Annotated in this window: 15 protein-coding genes; 5 read left to right on the forward strand and 10 right to left on the reverse strand. The window is 70.1% G+C overall.

Annotated features, from left to right (window positions below; genetic code table 11):
- The first annotated feature begins 233 nt into the window (after positions 1-233).
- The 5 genes from D187_RS13500 (at position 234) to D187_RS13520 (ending at position 6642) form a co-directional block, all read left to right on the forward strand.
- Positions 234-1790: an ABC transporter ATP-binding protein gene (locus D187_RS13500; RefSeq protein WP_002621249.1), complete on the forward strand. Its 1557-nt coding sequence runs from the start codon at positions 234-236 to the stop codon at positions 1788-1790.
- Positions 1787-2842, forward strand: coding sequence for an ABC transporter permease (locus tag D187_RS13505; RefSeq protein ID WP_002621251.1), 1056 nt, complete (start codon positions 1787-1789; stop codon positions 2840-2842). Before D187_RS13500 ends, D187_RS13505 begins: the two co-directional genes overlap by 4 nt.
- Positions 2839-3702, forward strand: coding sequence for an ABC transporter permease (locus D187_RS13510; protein WP_002621253.1), 864 nt, complete (start codon positions 2839-2841; stop codon positions 3700-3702). The genes D187_RS13505 and D187_RS13510 overlap by 4 nt, the downstream gene beginning before the upstream one ends.
- 19 nt (positions 3703-3721) lie before the next feature.
- On the forward strand, positions 3722-4873 hold the full coding sequence (locus D187_RS13515) for a BMP family ABC transporter substrate-binding protein (protein WP_002621254.1): 1152 nt from the start codon (positions 3722-3724) through the stop codon (positions 4871-4873).
- 356 nt (positions 4874-5229) lie between these two features.
- Complete coding sequence (locus D187_RS13520) at positions 5230-6642, forward strand: hypothetical protein (protein ID WP_002621256.1); 1413 nt, start codon at positions 5230-5232, stop codon at positions 6640-6642.
- A 96-nt stretch (positions 6643-6738) separates the two neighbouring features.
- On the opposite strand, the gene rpmE is transcribed toward D187_RS13520, so the two are convergent.
- The 10 genes from rpmE to D187_RS13565 all read right to left on the reverse strand — a co-directional run bounded on the left by rpmE (position 6739) and on the right by D187_RS13565 (position 18117).
- Complete coding sequence (gene rpmE / locus D187_RS13525) at positions 6739-7029, reverse strand: 50S ribosomal protein L31 (RefSeq protein ID WP_002621258.1); 291 nt, start codon at positions 7027-7029, stop codon at positions 6739-6741.
- 121 nt (positions 7030-7150) lie between these two features.
- Positions 7151-8005, reverse strand: a complete 855-nt coding sequence (locus tag D187_RS13530) for a 5'-nucleotidase (protein ID WP_245591704.1) — start codon at positions 8003-8005, stop codon at positions 7151-7153.
- 123 nt (positions 8006-8128) lie between these two features.
- Positions 8129-8260, reverse strand: a complete 132-nt coding sequence (locus D187_RS58720; RefSeq protein ID WP_281171778.1) for a hypothetical protein — start codon at positions 8258-8260, stop codon at positions 8129-8131.
- Positions 8257-9108 carry a tetratricopeptide repeat protein gene (locus D187_RS13535; RefSeq protein WP_002621261.1) on the reverse strand — a complete coding sequence of 284 codons (852 nt, stop codon included), beginning with the start codon at positions 9106-9108 and terminating at the stop codon, positions 8257-8259. Before D187_RS13535 ends, D187_RS58720 begins: the two co-directional genes overlap by 4 nt.
- A 77-nt stretch (positions 9109-9185) precedes the next feature.
- Positions 9186-10511: a CheR family methyltransferase gene (locus D187_RS13540; protein ID WP_002621262.1), complete on the reverse strand. Its 1326-nt coding sequence runs from the start codon at positions 10509-10511 to the stop codon at positions 9186-9188.
- 7 nt (positions 10512-10518) lie between these two features.
- A complete protein-coding gene (cheB, locus tag D187_RS13545) occupies positions 10519-11577 on the reverse strand; it encodes a chemotaxis-specific protein-glutamate methyltransferase CheB (RefSeq protein ID WP_002621263.1) in 1059 nt (352 codons plus the stop codon).
- 69 nt (positions 11578-11646) lie between these two features.
- On the reverse strand, positions 11647-14100 hold the full coding sequence (locus tag D187_RS13550) for a hybrid sensor histidine kinase/response regulator (RefSeq protein ID WP_002621264.1): 2454 nt from the start codon (positions 14098-14100) through the stop codon (positions 11647-11649).
- A complete protein-coding gene (locus tag D187_RS13555; protein ID WP_002621265.1) occupies positions 14097-15953 on the reverse strand; it encodes a methyl-accepting chemotaxis protein in 1857 nt (618 codons plus the stop codon). Before D187_RS13555 ends, D187_RS13550 begins: the two co-directional genes overlap by 4 nt.
- Positions 15950-17749, reverse strand: coding sequence for a methyl-accepting chemotaxis protein (locus D187_RS13560; protein WP_002621266.1), 1800 nt, complete (start codon positions 17747-17749; stop codon positions 15950-15952). The genes D187_RS13555 and D187_RS13560 overlap by 4 nt, the downstream gene beginning before the upstream one ends.
- Entirely contained in the window at positions 17746-18117 is a 372-nt protein-coding gene (locus D187_RS13565; protein WP_002621267.1) for a hypothetical protein, read from the reverse strand. The genes D187_RS13560 and D187_RS13565 overlap by 4 nt, the downstream gene beginning before the upstream one ends.

Here is an 18117-nt window from a genome sequence, read left to right on the forward strand (position 1 = left end):
TCGCGCAACCCGTGGCCACGACAACGAGCCCCAGCAACAGGGCCACCCACTTCCGTCCTCGCTCAGCGGACATGCGCTCCCCCCAGCCCAAGGGGACAACGGCTCCCCCGGAAACGGCCTCTCGTCCAGTGCCGTGTCGCGCAGTATGCCGCCCCGCACGAAGACAGAGCGTGAGCCCTGTCTCGATCCCTGGGAATGTTGAGTCCCTCGGATCGCATTCGACGTGCTCGCGCGTGAACCCGATCCGCGCGCCCGTGCCCTGTGGCAAGCTCGCGGCCCGCATGGAGACGTCCCCCCCGCTCCTCCGGTTGTCGAACATCACCCGAAGCTTTCCCGGCGTCGTCGCCAACGACCACGTCAGCCTCGACCTCCACGCGGGCGAGGTCCATGCCCTGCTGGGCGAGAACGGCGCGGGAAAGACGACGTTGATGAACATCCTCTACGGGCTGGATGCACCGGACTCGGGAGAGATCCTCATCGACGGGCGCCTCGTGCGCATGGGCTCTCCCGCCCAGGCGTTGCGGCGGGGCATCGCCCTGGTGCCGCAACATCCCCTGCTCGTGGAGCGCCACACCGTGGCGGAGAACCTCGCGCTCGGCCTGCGCGGCGGCTGGTTGATGACCCGGCGCCGGCTGCGGGCCACCCTGCGCGAGCGGCTCGCCGGCCAGCCCCTCCCGATGGACCTCGACACCCGGGTGGAAAACCTCTCCGCCGGGGAGAAGCAGCGGCTGGAGATCCTCCGCGCGCTGCTGCGAGGCGTCCGCGTCCTCATCCTGGACGAGCCCACCAGCGTGCTCACCCCCCAGGAGGTGGAGCCGCTCTTCCAGCAGCTCGCCCAGCTCAAGACCCGGGGCGTGGGCATCCTCTTCATCAGCCACAAGCTGGATGAGGTGCTCGCGCACTCGGATCGCATCACCGTGCTGCGCGCGGGCCGCAAGGTGGGCGAGGCCTCCGCGCGGGAGACGACACGGGAGCAGTTGGTGAAGCTGATGCTGGGTCGCGAGGCGGTGCCCCGGCCCCAGCTCGCGCCTCCTCGCCCGGGCGTGCGGCTGGAGGTCCAGGGCCTGGAGGTGCTCTCGGATCGCGGGACGCGGGCGGTGAAGAACATCCACTTCTCGCTGGCACCTGGGGAGATTCTCGGCATCGCGGGAGTCGCGGGCAGCGGCCAGCGCGAGCTCGTGGAGGCGCTCACGGGCCTGCGGCCCTACCAGGGGCAGGTACGCTTCGAGGGGCAGCTCCTGCGGGCGACGTCACCGGCCGAGCTGTTCGCCCAGGGCGTGGCCCATGTCCCCGAGGAGCGCGCCGCCGGGACCGTGCCCTCGCTGAGCGTGGCGGAGAACCTCGCCCTGCGCACGTGGAACACGGCACTGCGACGCGGGCCCTGGCTGGACCGGGCGCGCATGGAACGCGAGGCGCTCGGCATCATCCAGACGTATGGCATCGCCACGCCGAGCCCGCGCACCCCGCTGCGCCTGCTGTCCGGTGGCAACATCCAACGCGCGGTGCTCGCCCGGGAGCTGGCGGGCTCGCCCCGGCTGCTCATCGCGGTCCATCCCACCTACGGAGTGGACATCGGGGCCACCGAGCGGGTGCACCGGCTGCTCATCGAGCGGGCCCAGGAAGGCATGTCCGTGCTGCTGGTGACGGAGGATCTCGAGGAGCTGTTCACGCTCTCGCATCGCGTGGCCTCGCTCTACCAGGGCGAGCTGCGGGGGCCCTGGCCCGCGGGCGAGGTGGACGTGGAGCGGCTCGGGCGGATGATGACGCAGGCGACGGAGGGCGCGGCGTGATCCGCCTGGAACAGGAGCCCCGGCCTCGCCGGGTGAAGGCGCTCGGGGTGTACCTGGGCATGGGTGTGCTCGCGTTCGCGCTGACTGGAGGCGTCTTCGCGGCCTATGGCGTGAGCCCGTGGGAGGTCTACCGCGCGCTGCTGGAGGGCACGCTGGGCGAGCGCCAGGGGCTGGCGGAGGTCCTGCGCCGCACCCTCCCCCTGTTGCTCATCGGGAGCGGGCTCACCCTGGCCTTCCGCGTGGGGTTCTTCAACATCGGCGCGGAGGGACAGCTCCTGATGGGCGCGGTGGGGGGCGCGGCTGTCGCGCTCTTCCTGCCGCCGGGGGCGCCGAGCCTGCCCCTCATGTTCCTCGCGGGCGCGGTGGCTGGAGGGCTGTGGGCCCTGCCCGCCGCGTGGCTGCGCTCGCGCGTGGACGTGAACGAGATCCTCACCACGTTGATGTTGAACGCGGTGGCCAGCGCCTTCGTGCTCTACCTCGTCAGTGGCCCGTGGCGGGGGGAGCAGGTGCAGGGCTACACCTATACCGACGCGTTCCCGGACGCGGCCTCGCTGCCGGTGCTGGGGGACACGTTGGTGCACTGGCCCACCGGAGTGCTCGGGGCGGTGCTCGCGGTGGCCTTGCAGGTGCTGCTCACGCGGACGTCGCTCGGCTACGCGCTGCGCGTGGTGGGGGCGAGCCCCCGGGCGGCGCGCTACGCGGGCCTGCCCACGGGGCGGGTGGTGCTGCTCACCGGCCTGCTGTCGGGCGGAGCCGCGGGGCTGGCGGGCGTGGGCGAGGTGGCCGGCATCCATCACCGGCTGTTGGATCCCACCCAGCTCTCGCTCGGCTACGGCTTCACCGCCATCATCGTGGCGTGGCTGGCCCGGGGTCACCCGGCGCTGGTGCTGCTCACCGCGCCTCTCATGGGCGTCATCCTCGCGGGAGGGGATCTGCTCAAGATCAGCTTCAACATGCCCTTCCGGGTCATCGACGTCTTCAGTGGAGTGTTGTTGTTCTGCCTCATTTCCGGCGAGGCCCTGGCGCGCTACCGCGTGAGGTGGGGACGATGATCGACGAAATGCTCCAGGCGCTGCTCCGGGCGCTCTCCTTTGGCACGCCGCTGCTGCTGGCGTGTCTGGGCGCGCTCGTCAACGAGCGGGCGGGCGTGGTGAACCTGGGGGTGGAGGGGATGATGGCGCTGGGGGCCCTGACGGCCTTCGGCGTGGCGACGGAGACGGAGTCGCTGGGGCTCGCGGTGGCGCTGTCCCTGGTGGCCGGAGCGCTGGCGGCGCTGCTGCATGGGTTCGTGACGCTCACGCTGCGCGCCAACGCGTACGTGTCCGGGCTGGCGCTGACGATGCTGGGGCTGGGCGTGTCGGGGTTGCTGGGCAACCGCTACGAGGGCGCCATCCTCATGGAGCCCGCGCCCGAGCTGCCCTTCACCGTGGCGGCGGGAGTGCTGGCCGTGGGCCTCTGGGCCTTCCTGTACGCCACGCGGCCGGGGCTGGTGCTGCGCTCGGTGGGAGAGAACCCGGCGGCGGCGGACGTGCTGGGCGTGAGCGTGGCGGGGGTGCGCTACCTGGCGGTGGCCGTGGGTGGAGCGCTGGCGGGACTGGCCGGCGCGTTCCTGTCGCTGGCCTACCGCCCCGCGTGGACGGATGGCATGACGGCGGGCCTGGGGTGGATCGCCGTGGCGCTGGTCATCTTCGTGGGGTGGAGCCCACCGCGCGCGGTGCTCGGCTCGGTCTTCTTCGGACTGCTCTACTATCTGCAATTCCGGCTCCAGGACCAGAGCCGGGTGCCCACCGAGCTCTTCGCGGCCATGCCCTACCTGCTCGTGGTGGGGGTGCTGGCGCTCGCGGGGCTGCGGCGCACCCAGGGCTCGGCGCCAGCGTCGTTGGGCAAACCCTATCATCGAGGCGAGCGGTAATCAGACAAGGAGCATACGGATGAAGTCACCTGTGATGTGGCTGGTATTGCTGGCATTGGGGCTGGCGGGCTCGGCGCGAGCGGACGAGGCGAAGCTCAAGGCCTGCTTCATCTACGTGGGGCCCGTGGGAGACATTGGCTGGAGCCACGCGCACGACGAGGCACGCAAGCTGACGATGAAGGCGCTGCCGTGGTTGGAGACCCAGTACGTGGAGTCCGTGCCCGAGGGACAGGCGCTGCCCGTCATCGATCGGCTGGTGAAGGGCGGCTGCCAGGTGGTGCTCACCACCAGCTTCGGCTTCATGGATCAGACGCTCGAGGCGGCCAGGAAGTACCCGAAGGTGGTGTTCGCGCACGCCACGGGCTTCAAGCGGGCGCCCAACATGGCCACCTACATGGCCGACTTCTATCAAATCTACTACCTCAACGGCCTGATGGCGGGAGCGCTGACGAAGTCCGGCAAGGTGGGCTACGTGGGCGCCTTCCCCATCCCCGAGCTCAAGCGTCACATCTCCGCGTTCGCGCTGGGCGTGCGCGCGGTGAATCCCCAGGCCACGGTGAACGTGAAGTGGATCAGCGCCTGGGTGAGCCCGGTGAAGGCGCGCGAGGCGGCCGAGGCGCTGATGGCCGAGGGCAATGACGTGCTGGCCTTCACCGAGGACACGGCCACGGTGGTGCAGGTGGCGGGGCGCAAGAAGGTGCCGGCCTTCGGGCATTACTCGTCCATGCAGCGCTTCGCGCCGGACTACGTGGTGTCCGGACAGCTGGTGCATTGGGAGAAGATCTACATCGACTTCCTGAGCAAGGTGCGCGACGGCACGTACGCGCCGGGCAAGCTCCAGGACGTGGACTACTGGTGGCTGCTGCGCGAGGGCGCGGTGGAGATGGGCGGCCAGCCGGGAGTGCCCATCAATCCCAAGTTCGTGGACGCGCTGAAGAAGGCGCAGATGACGGTCGGCGGCAAGCAGGTGTCCGTGTATGACCGGGTGCAGGAGCTGCTCAAGGACATGTCCTCGAGCAAGCCCGGCTTCGATCCCTTCACCGGCCCGATCCAGGATCGCCACGGAGCCACGCGCGTGCCCGCGGGCAAGACGCTGACGAAGGAGGAGCTCAACCAGATGCAGTGGGTGGCCCCCGGCGTCACCGGCCCGGTGGCCGACGAGCCCAAGTAGACGAGAAGAAAGACCGGGGGGCCCTTCATGAGGTGAGAATTCAAGGACAATCCCGATCTTGAATTCTCACGAACCAAGAGCACATGGAAACCCGACGCCGTCCCATGCCCAGCCACATGCAGGCAGAGGGTGGCCCCGGCGATGCCAGCGACGGCGTTCTCAGGTCCTGGGGACATGCGTCCATCCTGGTGTGAGAATTCAAAAACAATCCCTAACTTGAATTCTCAAACGCCAAGAGCACATGAAACCAACAGTGAGGGGATGTATTCCAAGATAAGTCCTGGTACAAGGTTTCTGTCCCTCTCAATACCTCTCCTCCTCCCAACCAGGAGAGCGGCCCCAAGACAGGCTCCGCCATGACCTCCCTCAGCAAAGTTCGCAACGCCCCGGTCTACACCCCGCCCCCGCCCAAGGAGACCGAGCCCAACACGATCGTTGCCAAGCAGGGGGGCCCCTCGCCCGAGACCTCCACGCCGACGAAGCCCGAGGCCAAGCAGAAGCCAGGCTACGAGGCGACCTCGACGTTCGAAGCCACCGCACCCGCCCCGGGTGCTCCCAAGCCGGGGAAGGAGCCCAAGAACAAGGAAGAGGCGCTGCTCCGGGCGGATGAGATCCTCAACCCCTCTTCAGGTGAGAAGCGGGACGACGATTGGACGGTCCTCAATGACGGGACGGATGGAAAAGCCACCGGCAAAAAGGAAGAGGGGATCGCGTCCGCGCAGGTGAAGGCCAACGAGAAGCTGGAGAAAGAGGAGCTGGCGAAGCTCTCGGAGGGCGACCGCAAGAAGTACAAGGAAGTGAAGGACGCCATCGGCGAGTACCACGACAAGGGCTCGGAACAGCTGGCGCTCCAGAAGATGCTCTTCCAGGGCAAGCTGCCCGGCGAAAAGGACCTCAAGGGCGAGGGCACCACGCTCGACCACCTGGCGGATGCGGCCAGCGGGAAGAACCTCGCCAAGGGCATCAACCGGGGCGACTTCACGGGCACCCTGGTCCGGGAAATGGCGACGCCCAGCTCCATCAATCAGGGGAGCAAGGGCACGTGTGCGCCCACCGCGCTGAGCATCGACCTGGCGGACAAGAACCCGGCCGAGTACGCGCGCATCTCCAAGGGCCTGGCCAGCAACGAGGGCAAGGTGGAGCTGGCCGACGGCAAGACGACGCTCGAGCGCGAGAAGGAGGCGTCCATCAAGGATGACGGCTCCGGCCGCTCCATCAACCAGCGCATCCTGGCCCCCACCCTCATGGAGTTCTCCAATGGGGACGGTGACTACAATGACAAGACGGGCGAGGGAGCCGGCGCGACCACCGATAATCTCGACAAGCTCAACGACGCGATCCACGGCAAGAACATGCGTCACGAGAGTTTCGGCGACAACGACAAGGACAAGGCACTGAGCGTCATCGACTCCGAGCTCAAGCGCGGCAACAACGTGCTGACGGGCATGCGCTTCGAGGAGGAAGGAAAGCAGCACTCGTACCACGAGGTGCTCGTCACGGGGACTTCGGAGGAGAATGGGAAGAAGTACATCCACTTCACCAATCCGTGGGGCACGGAGGAGCGGATGCTGCGCGAGGACTTCGCGGATCGCGTCTTCTCCGCCAACTACGAAGGCAACGACGAGCGGCGCAACGGGATCTCGCTACCGTCGAATATTGGGCGGGGCGGCGGGCTGGGCGGACTGGGCGGCGGGCTGGGCGATTTGATGAACGTGGCCCTGCCGGCACTTCGGGACCAGCAGGCCGCCTCGCTCGACAAGCTGTTCTGAGCACTGTCCCTCAAAACGCCGCGAGCACGGCGGGAAGCCCTCGGGGAGGACTTCCGGCGCCGTGCTCGGCGGTGACTCAACGACAGGGCGAGACGATCAGGCCTCGGCCTTCTTGCCGCCCTTCTTGGCGGGAGCCGCGGGAGCGGCGGCGGGGGCAGCACCCTCCGCGGCGCCCTCGCCGGCGGCGGGCTTGGCGGCGTACTTCTTGCGGAACTTCTCCACGCGGCCCGCGGTGTCGAGCAGCTTGTACTTGCCGGTGAAGAAGGGGTGGCAGTTCGAGCAGACTTCCACCGCGAACGAGCCACGCGAGGACCGCGTCTCGACGACGTTGCCACACGCACAGGTGATGCGAGACGGGGCGTAAACCGGGTGCAGATCGGGCTTCATGTGAAACTCCCTGCGCCTTGCCCCCACCCCAAGGTGGGAGGTCTGGCGTTTTCGAGGTAGGCCGGCGCTTATAACGGCGCGCCGGGCGGGGCACAAGGCCCGTGACCGGGCCCTGTCCCTTCTAATGAGATGCGGACCCGGGCGGCTCGATTCGCTCCACGCGCCGCTTCAGTTCCGGATCATCCACCACATCACTCCCCAGCTGGAGGTAGGAGAAGCGGAAGGTGCGCTCGCCCGCCTTCCCGACCAGCTTCGCCTCGAGGGTGAGCTCTTGGACGCGCTTCTCCAGGCTGGTGATCGTCTCGAGCCACGAGGCCCGAACGGTCTCATCCTTGGAGGCCGCGAGGCTGCGCCGGGCCTGCTGGAGGTTCTCCTCGACGAGCTTGACGCCCTGCTGGGCTCGCTCGGCGGACGAGAGATCCTGGAAGGGGCTCTTCCCCTCCACGGAGAGCTCCAGCCGGGCGACCTGCCGGCCTCGTTCTCCCCCCCCGAGTATCACGGCGAAGTCGTTGCGCTGGGGCAGGAATGCCCGGCCCTCGTGGGACTGGAGGAGGAAGTCCACCTGGGTGCCCACCTGGACCGACAGGGGTTGGAACTCGGCCTGGGGAAGCGCCGCGAGCACCACCACCACGTCCACCTTCTCCTTCTCGCGCAGCCGACGCGCCTCGGAGAGGGCCGCCTTGGCCGGAGGCAGGCCCTTGACCCCCTTGGCCGTGGAGACCGGACCCGAGGGAGACACGCCCACCACGCCGAACTTCACCCCCCCCACCGTCACCACGGTGGAGGCGGCGAACAGGGGCTTGCCCTCCGCGTCCACGAGGTTGGCGGACAGCAGCTTGAGCGTCCTGCCCTTCACCGTCTGGGAGAGGAAGCCGGCCCCCAGGGTGAGATCGCGCGCGCCCACGGCCATGGCCGCGGTGCCCAGGGCATCCATCTGCTCCAGCAACAGCACGGCCCGCTCCTTCTCCCGAGCCATGCCTCCGGGAGCGGGTGATTTGAAGAGAGCGTTTCCTGAGTCCAGCACCAGCACCGGCCCCTTCGCGCGCTCCCGCGAGAAGACCGTCTTTCGTCTGGCCAGACCGCCAGACGGGTTGTGGCTTCAACCACAGGGGGCGATTTCGCCCCCATTGTCTCCGGTGAAGAGGAGCACCACGTGCTTGGGCTCCGCCCCGGCCCCCCAGGGCGAGAGCAGCAGCGCCAGCACCACCAGGAGCAACGGACGCCTGCTCATTTCTTGCTTCCCTTCTTCTTGGCCTTGTCCAGCTCCGCGAGCCGCGTCTTGGCCGTCTTGGCCGCATCGGTCTTCGGGTAGCCCTTCACGAGCTCCTCGAGCGCCAGCCGCGCCTCGTCCTGCATCTTCAGCTTCTGGAAGCACTCCGAGGAGCGCAGGTAGGCCTCTGGCGTGGAGGCCGCCTTGGGGTGCTCCTGCAAGAGCTTGCCGTACTCGAAGAGGGCCTCGCGGCACTTGTCCTCGGCGAAGTAGCTCTCGCCCAGCCCGAAGTGGGCCTCGGCGACGAGCGCGTCCTTGGGCCACTTCTTGAGGAACTCCCCGTAGAGCTGGCGGGCGAGCACCACGTCACCGGCCTTGGCCTTGTCCTGGGCCAGCGCGAGGAACTCCTTCTTGTCCGTGGGGCGCTTGAGCTCCTCGGCCTTCTTGCGGGCCTCGGCCTCCTTGAGCGCCTGCTCTCCCTTGAGCTCGAGCAGCCGCTTGTCGGTGTCCTCCGTCGTCCTCGCGAGCGCCGCCTCCAGCTCGCCAATCTTGTAGACGTACGTCTCCACCTGACCGCGCAGCTGGGCCAGGTCCTCCACCGTCTTCTGCAGCTGGATGCCGATGTCCGCGCCCGAGCGGCGCGACGCCTTGTCCAGGCCTTCCAGGGCCTTGGAGACCTGGGCGATCTTCTCGTCGATGAGCGGCAGCGTGGCGTCGAGCTGCTCGCGCGTGCGCTTGAGCTCCGCCTGGATCTGGACCTGGGAGGCATCGAGTTGATCGAGCCGGGTCTCCAGCGCGCGTCCGCGGGCCGCCGGGTAGAAGCAGCCCGAGAGCAGGAAAGGGAGGGCGATGAGGGCAAGCCTTCGCATAGGCGGCGCATCCTATCGGGCAAAGTCCCGGCGCGCGTGTGCTTCTTCACGCTTGGGGGGGCCCGCCTGTCCGCCCCTCAGCGCGACGTGGGGGGAGTGGCCCGCTCCACGCGCTCGATGGCCCGCGCGCAGGCCACCTGGAGCCGGGAGTTGTTGAGGAAGAAAGGAGTGGCGCGCGCCCTGCCCTCCTCGAGGGAGCGCAGCGCGCGCCGGTACTCGCCCGCGGCCTCCGCCCACGCGCCGCGTTGTTCGAACACCAGGCCCAGCAGATAGCGCGCCGCGGACAGATCCGGGTCCAACCAGAGGCACCGCCGCAGGGTTTCCTCCGTCTGGGGATTCGGCTGGTTCTCGTTGCCCACCGCGTCCAGGACCTGGCTGAAGAGCGCATCGGCCTCGCGATGCGCGGAGTCCTCGCCGCGAGCGGCTTCCGACGGAGCGTCCGACCGGGAGGGAGACACCGCGGGCAGCCCCGACTGCGAGGGACGTACCGCGGACAGACCCGACTGCGAGGGCCGCACCGCGGGCAGCCCCGACTGCGAGGGCCGCACCGCGGGCAGTCCCGACGGGGAAGGGGCCGGGACACCGGGAGGGGCCGCCGGGGGCGCGCGGCCATAGAAGAACGCGTCCGCGTAGCGCAGGGTGCGCAGGCTCGGAGGAGCGCTCAGCAACGGCTCGGCGGAGGAGAGCACCAGCAGCCCCTCGGACGCGAGCCGCTCGGCGAGCGACTCCACCACCCGGGTGAAGGACTCGGGGGTGAAGTAGATGAGCACGTTGCGGCAGACGATGATGTCGAAGCCCCGGCCCTCCACCGTCGAGGGGTAGGACGGCTCCATGAGGTTGTGGACGAGGAAGCTGGCGCGCTCCTTCAGGTGACCGACGAGCGAGTGGCGGCCCGAGCCCAGGGGCACGAACCAGCGATCCCTCACGCCGGGCGGCACCCGCTGGAGCTGCTCCGAGCTGAAGCACAGCTCGCGCGCGCGAGAGATGGCCGCCTCCGACATGTCCGTGCCCAGCACCGTGCTGGCCGGATCCGCGCCCACCTCGGCGAGCATCACCAGCAGCGTGGCCACCTCCTCGCCCGTGGCGCACCCCGCGCTCCACAACCGCAGTGGCCGGCGGGCCCGGGCCACCAGCGGCACCAGCACGTGCGTGCGCAGCGCCTCGAGCTGGGACTCGTCCCGGAACAGCTCCGTCTTCTGCACGGAGATGGCCTCGATGAGCTCGGCGAACTCCGCGGCCCCCGCGGGGGATTGGAGGTAGAGCACATAGCGCGCGCTCGAGCTGCCCTCCCGCCCCGCCAGCCGCTCGTCGAGGCGACGGCTCTGCAGCTCACTCAGGGCCGTGCCCGTGCGCCGCGCCACGAGCGCGTGGATGTTGGCGAAGGGAGTGCGGTAGGGAGGCACCGAGGCTTCAGCGACCCACGGAGAGGGACTCACCGCGCACCAGGCGCACCAGCGTGCTCGCCACGTCGTCTCCGTGGACCAGGTGGTCCACCGCCTTGCGCGCCACCGCCGCGCCCGGCATGCCGAACACCACGCAGGACTCCTCGTTCTGCGCCAGCGTCATGCCCCCGGCCTGCTTGATGGCGAGCATGCCGTCCGCGCCATCCTCGCCCATGCCGGTGAGGATGAGGCCCATGGAGCGCCGTCCGTACGCCTTGGCCGCGCTCTCCAGCAGCACCGTGCCGGAGGGCATGTGCCCGTCACGCTCCACGCCCGGCCGCAGCGCCACCCGGCCCCGGAAGGGAATGGACATGTGCTGGCCCGGCGGGGCGATGAGCACGTTGCCCGGCAGCAGCTGCTCGCCGTCCTGCGCCAGCCGCACCTTGAGCTTGGAGGAGTTGGCGAGCCAGCCCGCCAACGACTCGGAGAAGGCGGCGTTGATGTGCTGCACGATGACGATGGGCGTGGGGAAGTCCGCCGGCAGCTCCGACACCATGCGGAAGAGCACCTGGGGGCCTCCCGTGGAGCTGGCCACCGCGAGCACGCCATAGGGCATGCCCACCGGCGCCGGCGGCGCCACGCCTCCGCCCGGCAGGGGCGGCCGACGCTTGCTGTGGATGTGGCGGATGACGCGCACCGAGGACAAGAGCTTCACCTCGCGCGACAGGTTCCACGCCTCCGTGCCCGCGTCGATGGAGGGCTTGATCTGCAGCGCCAGGGCGCCGATCTCCAGCGCCCGGCACGTGAGCTCCGGCGCCTGCTGCCGCGGATCCGCGGTGAGCATCAGGATGGGCGTGGGCACCTCGGCCATGATGTGCTCCACGGCCGTGAGCCCATCCATCACCGGCATCTCCACGTCCATGGTGATGACCTGGGGACGGAGATCTCGTGCCGCGTCGAGAGCCTCCTGGCCGTTGGCGCACGTTCCCACCACTTCCAGATCCGGATCCCGGCTCAGTGCTTCGCAAATCAGCTGTCGGCAGATGTGCGAGTCGTCAACGACCAGCACCGACACTTTCTTGCCCATGTGACTTCCATACCCCGTGCGCACTTCCTGGAGTATAGCCAATGTGGCCCGACATGCGGCATCGCGCCATCAGCCGAGTAGCCGGCCAACCACATCCACGAGATCTTGACGCACCAGGTCACCCTTGGTGATGTAGCCGTCCGCCCCCGCGGCGAGCCCGCGCTGACGGTCCGCCTCTCCGCCACGGGTGGTGAGGATGACCACGGGGAGAACCTTGTGGGTGGGGTGTTCCTTGAGCCGGCGGGTCAGCTCGAGCCCGTCCACGCGCGGCATCTCCAGGTCCGTGCAGACCAGGTCCACCGGATTCTGGGCGAGCAGGTCCAGGGCTTCCGCTCCGTCGGTGGCCATGACGATGTCGTAGCCCACGGCCTCCAGCAGGGAGGAGATGAGCTCGCGCGTCAGGGGGGAATCGTCCACCACGAGGATACGGCGGCGGGGAGCGGGCGCGGGCCGGGGGGCAGCCGAGCGGGCGATGCGCGAGCCGGTGAGGCCCCGGGCGCTGGCGATGAGGTGCGCCGCGGACAGCACCATGGCCAGCCGGCCATCCGCCAGGGTGGTGGCTCCGGTGAGGTGGGGGTAGTGGGCCAGCAGCCCCTTGAGCGGGAGGATGGCCTGGGTGCTTTCCTCCAGGACGCGGTCCACCGCGAGCGCGGCCATGGCGCCCTGACTGCGCACCACGAGCACCAGCGCGCCCTCGTCCAGGCCCGGCTCGGCACCCAGGCCGAGCAGGGAGCGCAGGGAGGCGAAGGGCATGGGCTGCTCATCCACCTGCAGCACCGCGCGCCCGGCCACGTCCTTGAGGTGACCGGGCTCCACCTTCACCGCCCGCGAGACATGGGCGGCGCTCAGGCACAACGTCTCCTCGGCCACCTTCACGAAGAGCAGCGGGGAGACGGTGAGGGACACGGGCACCCGCAGCTCGAAGCGCGTGCCCTCCCCCGGCTCGGACGACACCAGCACGTCGCCGCCCAGCGCCCGGAGCGAGCTGCGCACGGCGTCCAGCCCCACGCCCCGTCCGGAGATGTCCGTGGCCACCTCGCGGGAGGTGAAGCCCGAGAGGAAGATGAGCTCGCGCGCCGCCTGATCCGTCAACGCCGACGCCGCGGCCTCGTCCAGGAAGCCCTTGCGCACCGCCGCCCGGCGCAGGAGCGCGGGCTCCAGGCCCACCCCGTCATCCTCCACCCGAAGCACGAGCCGGTTGCCATCGCGCGCGGCGACCAGTGACAACCGGCCCCGGGGGTGCTTGCCCGCGGCCACCCGGTCCACGCGCGATTCCAGGCCATGGTCCAGGGCGTTGCGCACCAGGTGCAGCAGCGGATCCCTCAGCGCCTCCACCACGGCCCGGTCGGCGCGCGTGTCCTCGCCCTCCACCTTCAGTTCCACTTCCTTGCCCAGCTCGCGCCCGAGGTCGCGCACCATGCGCGGGTAGAGCTCGAAGAGCACCGACAAGGGCAGCATGCGCAGGCGCTGCACCTCGTCGGCCACGTAGCCCAGGTCCCTCAGCTCCTCGTTGGCCAGCAGCTTCTCCTCTCGGTGGAGGGTGGCCGCCAGTTCCTTGGCGCGGCCCAGCCGCTCGGCCAGCTCCGCGCCCGCCGGGCCCAGGTCCTCCGCGACGCGCGCCAACAGACTCAGCTCGCGCGCCAGATCCAACCGCCGGGTGGTGGCCAGCTCGCGGCGGCGCGACACCTGGGTGAGGTTGGTCACCGCGCTCGTCAACCGATCCAGGCTCGCCACGCCGATGCGCACCGAGCCATCCGCGCGCTCCCCCGGGCGGACCGCGGGGGAGGACCCCGTGCCCCGGACGGGAGGCTCGGGCGCCGCGGGCGGCATCCGGCCAATCGCGGCGGCGGTGGCCGTGACGACCGCCGAGGTCACGGGGCGCGCGGGCTCGCCCCCTCCCATCCGGCCTCCTCCCGGCGTCCGGGGAGCGGCGGGCGGGGGAGTCGGCGCGGGCGGGGGCGCCTGACGCGACACCAGTGACGGAGCCGCGAGGTTGAGCGACGCCGAGCCCCAGGCCGGGGTGACTTCCTCCTCGTCCCGCTCCAAGGGCTCGGGGCGAGGGGGAGGCGCGGGAGGAGGAGCCGCGCGGGACGAGGGGGCCGCGCTCCCCTGCCCCGCCCCCGCGAGGCCGGACTGCTCGAGGCGGGTGCACTCCTTCAGCCAGCGCACCAGCTTGTCCACCTCGGGAGGTGGCTGCGGAGGCTCGTGCACGGCGGCGCCGGACAACACCAACACCGCGTCCCCCGCCTGCAGGAGCGCGTCGATGGAGCCGGCGGACAGCGCGTGGTCGGCGCGCTCGGTGGAGCGCACCAGTTCCTCCATCTCGTGGACGACGGCGTTGATGGCGTCGAAGCCCATCATCCGCGCCTCGCCCTTGAGGCCGTGCAGCTCGCGCAACACGGTGCGACCCGCCTCCAGGCTCGCTCCCGCCTCCAGCTCCACGATGCGGCGGTTGATGCGCTCCAGGCGCACGCCCACCAGCTCGCGGAACTGTTTGAGCAACTTCTCCCGCGCGCTGCTCACCCGAGTGCTCCCGAGGAGGAAGAAGACGAGGACGCGGAGGAGAAAGCCGAGGACGCGGAGGATTCGATCTGGAAGCGCTCCACCACGCTCCTCAAGTCCCGGGCCAGCGTGGACAGGTCCCCGTTGGCGCTGATGACCTGCTTGGTGGCGTTGTGGCTCTGCTGGGTGATGCGCAGGATGTCCGCCATGGCCTCGGCGAGCAGATCCGTGCCGCCCTGCTGCTGCTGGGTGGCGAGGGAAATCGCGCGCACCGCGTCCGAGGTGCGCCCGGCCAGCTCGACGATCTGCCGCAGCGACTCGGAGACCTGCTGGGCGAGCGTGGTGCCCGTCTCGGTGGCGCGCACGCCCCCTTCCGTGGCCATCACCGCGCCACCCGACGCGTCGCGCACCTCCTCGATGAGCCCCTCGATCTCCTTGGTGGACTCGATGATGTTCTCCGCGAGACGACGCATCTCCGCCGCCACGAGCGAGAAGCCATGCCCCACCTCACCGGCCTTGGTGCCCTCCAGCTCGGCGTTGAGCGCGAGCAGGTCCGACTTGTCGGCCACGCCGTTGATGAACTCGACGATCTTCCCGATCTGCTGCACGCGCTTGTTCAACCGGGCCACCGCCGCGGCGATGGCCTGGTTGTCGTGACGCATGCGGCTCATGGTCTCCATGAAGGCCTCGGAGCTGGCCTGACCCGCCTTGGCCGCCGCGAGCGTCTTGTGGGCGATCTCCGCCACGCTTCCCGCGTTCTCGGCGATCTGCCGCGCCGAGCGAGCCAGCTCCTCGGTGGTGGCGCTCGTCTGATCCAGGGAGCTGGCCTGCTCGGCGGCCCCGGCCTCGTAGCGCGAGGAGGTGGCGAGGATCTCCTCGGTGGTGGTGCCGATGCGGCTGCCGGCGCGCTGGAGCTGCGCGAGCACGCCCGCCAGGTGCGCCCGCATGGTGGAGAAGGCGGCGGAGACGGACCAGATCTCATCCTCGGCGGGGATGAGGCGGGACAGGCTGAGGTCCCCCTCGGCGATGTGGTGGGCCGCCTCGCCGAGCTGGCGCATGGGACGGCCCAGGAGCGTGCCACCCAGGTAGGCGGCCGCCAGCGCCACGGCGAAGACGAGCAGGCACATCGCGCCGCCCACCTCGATGGCGTCCATGCGCAGCTCCTCGACCAGGGCCGCCTGGCGATCCGGGCTCGTCGCCAGCAGCTCATCGTAGGCCCGGTGCGTCAGCACCGAGGACACGTCCCAGATGAACACCGCGGGCGTCACCACGACGATGGCGGTGAAGAGGATGAGCCGCAGGCGGATCTGCGCGCGCTTGGGCGCCACGGCGATGGCCTGCGGGTGAGTCAGTCCCCGGGACGACAGGTACAAGCCCACCGCGCGCGAGCGCAGGGTGACCATGCAATAGGTGAGCAGCGCGGCGAGCGGCCCGAAGAGCAGGCCCGGCAGGCAGGTGCGCAGCTCCACGAGCGAGCCCGTGAACCCGCCCAGACTCCACAGCGCGACGTTGGCGAACGCGGCGGCCAGCAGCCACCCCACCAGCGTGGCGACGAAGGCGAAGTCCGCGAGTCGGTGGTTCTCCAGCAGGGCCTGACTCAAGCGCTCGGGCACCACGGGAGGGCGGAGGACCTCCACCTCGCGCAGCACGCGCAGCCGGCGCAGGGCCAGCAACCACACCACCGCGATGGCCGCCAGGCAGAAGCTGCCCATCAGGGAGAGGAACAGCGTCAGGCTCTCCTTCAAGCGCAGGCTGGCGGTCAACAGCGCGTAGCGCGAGCCGAGCGCGGCGGTGATGACGTTGGCGGTGACGATGGCGCCCATCAGGGGGCGGCTGAAGGGCCGGTGCACCCACGACAAGACGGGACGGCTCATGCTCCCTCCCGGTCCGCCACGCGGAAGCGCTGCACGGTGGCCTTCAAATCGCGCGCGAGCGCGGACAGGTCCGTGTTGGCGACCACCATCTGCTGGGTGGCCTCGGCGTTCTCCTCCGTCACGCGCAGGATGTCGCCCATGGCCGCGGCGAGTTGATCCGTCCCCGTCTGCTGCTGCTGGGTGGCGAGCGAGATGGAGCGCACGGCGTGGGACGTCTGCCGCGCCAGCTCGAGGATGAGGCCCAGGCTCGCGTCCACCTGCGCCGCGAGCGACGCTCCCCGCTCCGTCGTCTTCAGCCCCGCCTCCGTGGCCATCACCGCGGCCTGGGTGGCGTCGCGGATTTCATCGATGAGCCGCTCGATGGCCAGGGTGGAGGACAACACGTTCTCCGCCAGCCGGCGCATCTCCGCCGCCACGAGCGAGAAGCCCCGGCCGGGCTCGCCCGCCTTGGTGCCCTCCAACTCGGCGTTGAGCGCGAGCAGGTCCGACTTGTCGGCGATCTCGTTGATGAACTCGACCACCTTGCCAATCTGCTGCACCCGCTTGTTGAGCCGCACCACGGCGTCGGCGATGGCCTGGTTGTCGCCCTTCATGCGGTGCATGGCGGCGAGGAAGGCCGCCGCGCTGCGCTGCCCGCTCTGCGCCGCCCCGAAGGTCGTCTCCGCCATGGCGGACACCGACTCGGCGTTGACGGCGATCTGCTGCGCCGAGCGCGCCAGCTCCTCGGTGGTGGCGCGCGTCTCGTTGAGCGACACGGCCTGCTCGCCCGCGCCGGACTCCTGATCCGCGGACGTCGCCACCAGCTGCTCGGTGGTGGAGGAGATCTGCAGCCCCGCGCGCTGCAATTGCACGAGCGCCTGGGCGAGCTGCGCCTGCATGCGGGTGAAGGCAGCGGACACGGCCCACACCTCGTCCTCGGCGGGGATGAAGCGGGGGGTGCGCACCTCGCCCTGGGCGATGCGCGTGGCGTCCTCCGACAGGGCACGCAGCGGCTCGGCGAGCGCCGTGCCCGCCACGTACGCCGTGCCCAGCACCAGCACCACCACCAGCCCGGCGAGCACCCCCAGCGGCAGGCCCGTGGCCCGGCGCGCCTGATGCACCACGCGCTGTTGCTCCTGGGGATTCCTCGTCTGGAGGATCTGATCGAAGGTGTCCATGGTGCGGCTGACCGACACGTCGAGGATGAAGACGGACGGACAGAGCACCGCCACGGCGGTGAACAACACCAGGCGCCTGCGCAGCCGCAACCGCTCGGCGGGCAGGGCCGAGATGACCTCCTGCGGCGACAGGCCCTTGTCCGCGATGAGCACGGCGGCCCGGCGGCTGCGGCGCACCACCAGCAGATAGACGAGCATGGAGGACAGCGGCCCGAGCGACACGCCCACCAGGCCGATGCGCACGCCCACCATCCAGTGCACTCCGGCCAGCGAGGTGTAGGTCGCCGCCAGGAGCAGCGTGCCCCCCAACCACCCCTGGAGGGTGAACCAGAAGGAGCGTCCGGGAACGCGGCGGACCTCCTGCAACGCCCGGCGCAGGTTGTCCGGGGTCGGAGGCAGCCGCCCCTGCTCCAGCGCCCACAACACACGCAGAGCGTGCCGCTCCTGGGCGGAGGTCAGCAGGACGTTCATCGTCATCACCGCCCCCACCAACCCGAGGAACAGCCCCAGGCCCTCATAGGGGAGCGAGTGCGTGACGTACCCGTACAGCAAGGCCAACAACAGGCCCAGCACCCCGCCCCACCAGGACGGCCGCAGGGTCCACGCCGACAGCCCCTTGAGATCCTTCGGCTCCCTCACGCGGCCTCCCCGGGCGCCAGGAAACGGCCGAAGTCCACCAGGGACATCACCGGCCACAACATGCCACGCACCTGGATGAAGCCCCTCAAGCTGCCCCCCGCCACGCGCACGAGCACGGCCGGCGCGGGCAATACGGTCAAGGGCTCGGCGTCGATCTCCAGCGCGCTCACCCCCACCGCCTCGCCCGAGGCGGCCACGAGGATGCGCCCGGAGATGCACGCTTCCGCGAACGCCTCGCAGGCAGAGCCCGCCCAGCCCCCGAACGTCTCCGGAGACTCGATGGAGGCCACTTCATGCGCGGCGAACGCCACGCGGCCCTCGCCCGCACGGCACAGGAGCGTGCCCGTGATACGGCTGTCCGTCCCCAT

It is taken from the genome of Cystobacter fuscus DSM 2262 (assembly GCF_000335475.2).
GTDB lineage: Bacteria > Myxococcota > Myxococcia > Myxococcales > Myxococcaceae > Cystobacter > Cystobacter fuscus.